Below are 2231 nucleotides of genomic sequence, written 5' to 3'. Positions count from 1 at the left end.
GGGTTCTCCCGCGCGGCGGCCGCCTCCGGCGCCTCGGTCAGCGTGGTCACTTGGCGTTGAGGATGCTTTCCATCTCCGCGGCCGCGTCGGCGGTAGCCTTCTCGACCGTCTTCTGACCCTTCATGACCGAGCTGTTCATCGCCTGGGTCACCGTCTTGGTGCGGCTGACCTCCACCCACTTCGGGGTGAGCGGCGTGAGCTTGGTGTTCTGCATCGTGGTGGCGAACGCCGCCATGATCTTGTCGCTGGCGTACTTGTCGCCACCGACCAGGTCCTTGTAGACCGGGAAGAAGCCGAGGCTGTCGGCGAAGGCCTGGTCGTTCTTCTTGCTCAGCAGCACGGTCAGGTAGTCCCACGCGAGGTTCTGCCGCTCGCTGTCCTTCCAGATCGCGATGTCGGAGCCGCCGGCGAAGCCGGGCGCGGCCTTGCCGTCCGGGCCGGGGATCGGGAACGTGCCCCAGACCTTCTCGATCTCCGGGTTGTCCTTCTTGATGGCGCCCTGCTGCCAGCTGCCGCCGAAGGCCATCGCCGCGTTGCCGGTGGCGAACTGGGTCCGGGCGTCGATCTCGTTCCAGCCCGCGGCGGCCGGCGGCGCCACCTTGTGCACCGTCACCAGGTCGGTCCAGAACTTGACGGCCTTCTGCGCCTCCGGCGTGGTGTAGCCGGACTTCCAGGTGTCGCCCTGCTGGGTGGCGATCTCGGCGCCCGCGCCCCAGAGGAACGAGTAGAACGGCAGCTCGGAGTTGCCCGGCAGGGCGATGCCGTACTTGCCCGGCTTCTTGGCCTGCACGGCCTTGGCGGCGGCCACCAGCTCGTCCCAGTTCGTCGGCGGCTTCACGCCCGCCTCGGCGAACCAGTCGGTGCGGTAGTACATCGCCCGGACGCCGGCGTACCACGGCACGCCGTACTGCTTGCCGTCGAGCTGGGCGTTCTTCACCAGGTCGGGGAGGATGTCCTTGCCCTCGGCCCAACCGTTCATCTTGTCGGTGACGTCGGCCAGCGCCTCCTGCGCCGCCCAGCCCTGGGTCTCGGTGTTGCCCAGCTCGGTGACGTCCGGCCCCTCACCGCCGGCGAGGGCGGCCTGGAACTTCTTCGGCGCCTCGAGCCAGGGGATGTACTGGACCACCACGTCGGTGTCCGGGTGCTTCTGCCGGAACTCGGCCTCGACGCCGTCGAGGAACTTGGTCTGGGCCTCGCTTCCCTCGCCCATCATCCAGACCGTCAGCTTGCTGTTGTCTGCGGCCTTCTCGTCATCGGAGCCACCGCAGCCGGCCAGCACCATCGCGGCCGAGGCCACGACGGCGGTGACCGGGGCCAGCCGCTTCCACCTGTTCACGCCATATCTCCCTCGCGCCACTTGGCACTAACCTTCTCCGCCGCACCTTAGTAGGAAAAAATCCTTTACGACAGTGGGCGGTTCGGCGGAAGAGAGGCGACGGTACCGCAGGGCAGGATCCTGCGGGGGTCGGCAACAGGGCGAATCCGGTCGTACCCACGCGAACGGGCGCCCGACCTGCCGGTCGGACGCCCGTCGAGTTCAGGCTGTGATTGTTACCGGTGGGTGACGCTGCGGCGACGACCCACGCCGGCGACCAGCGCCACGGCGACGGCGGCCAGCACGACCTGGACCAGCAGCTCCCCCCAGTCGATACCGGCGGTCTCGGTGGCGATGCCCATCGCCCGAGCCAGGACGGTGCCCAGCAGCGCGGCGCCGACACCGATCAGCATGTGCAGCCACATCGGCATGTTCTGGCGGCCCGGCACGAGCAGGCGACCCAGAGCGCCGACGATCAGACCAACGATGAGCGCAGTGATGATGCCCCAAACGGTGAGCTCCACGTCGCCCTCCTTCGGATGAAAGAAATGAGTTCCACGATCTGTGGTGTTCCTGTCGTGACCGATAGGTTCCCTGCCCGCCACAGCCCCAAACCGGCTTTCCGGGACACCGGGTGGCCCGCCCGCCCAGACGGGACGCCGACCGCGAAAAAGGGGCCGGACCGGGCGGCGGCACGCCGTGGAATGCGGAGTCCGGACACGTGCTCACGTGGGCCGCGCCCCCGCCGGTCGGCCCCCGCCGCGGGCGTCCGGGAGGCCGACCGGACCATCGGCGGACGCGAAACGGGCGCCCGACCCGGTGGTCGGACGCCCGTCGAGTTCAGGCTGTGATTGTTACCGGTGGGTGACGCTGCGGCGACGACCCACGCCGGCGACCAGCGCCACGGCGACGGCGG

General features: G+C 69.2%; 2 protein-coding genes. Both read right to left on the bottom strand.

Annotation, left to right across the window (positions count from 1 at the left end):
- Positions 1-46 precede the first annotated feature (46 nt).
- A complete protein-coding gene (locus AB0L34_RS33630; RefSeq protein WP_357460407.1) occupies positions 47-1336 on the bottom strand; it encodes a sugar ABC transporter substrate-binding protein in 1290 nt (429 codons plus the stop codon).
- Positions 1337-1551: 215 nt separating this feature from the next.
- The gene (locus tag AB0L34_RS33625; protein WP_350684158.1) at positions 1552-1839 is read right to left on the bottom strand and encodes a GlsB/YeaQ/YmgE family stress response membrane protein; all 288 of its coding nucleotides are present in this window, start codon (positions 1837-1839) and stop codon (positions 1552-1554) included.
- Positions 1840-2231: the final 392 nt, after the last annotated feature.

Source organism: Micromonospora sp. NPDC052213 (genome assembly GCF_040679695.1).
GTDB lineage: Bacteria > Actinomycetota > Actinomycetes > Mycobacteriales > Micromonosporaceae > Micromonospora.
Note: the sequence above shows the minus strand (reverse complement) of the source record. Positions and strands in the feature narration are given on the sequence as shown.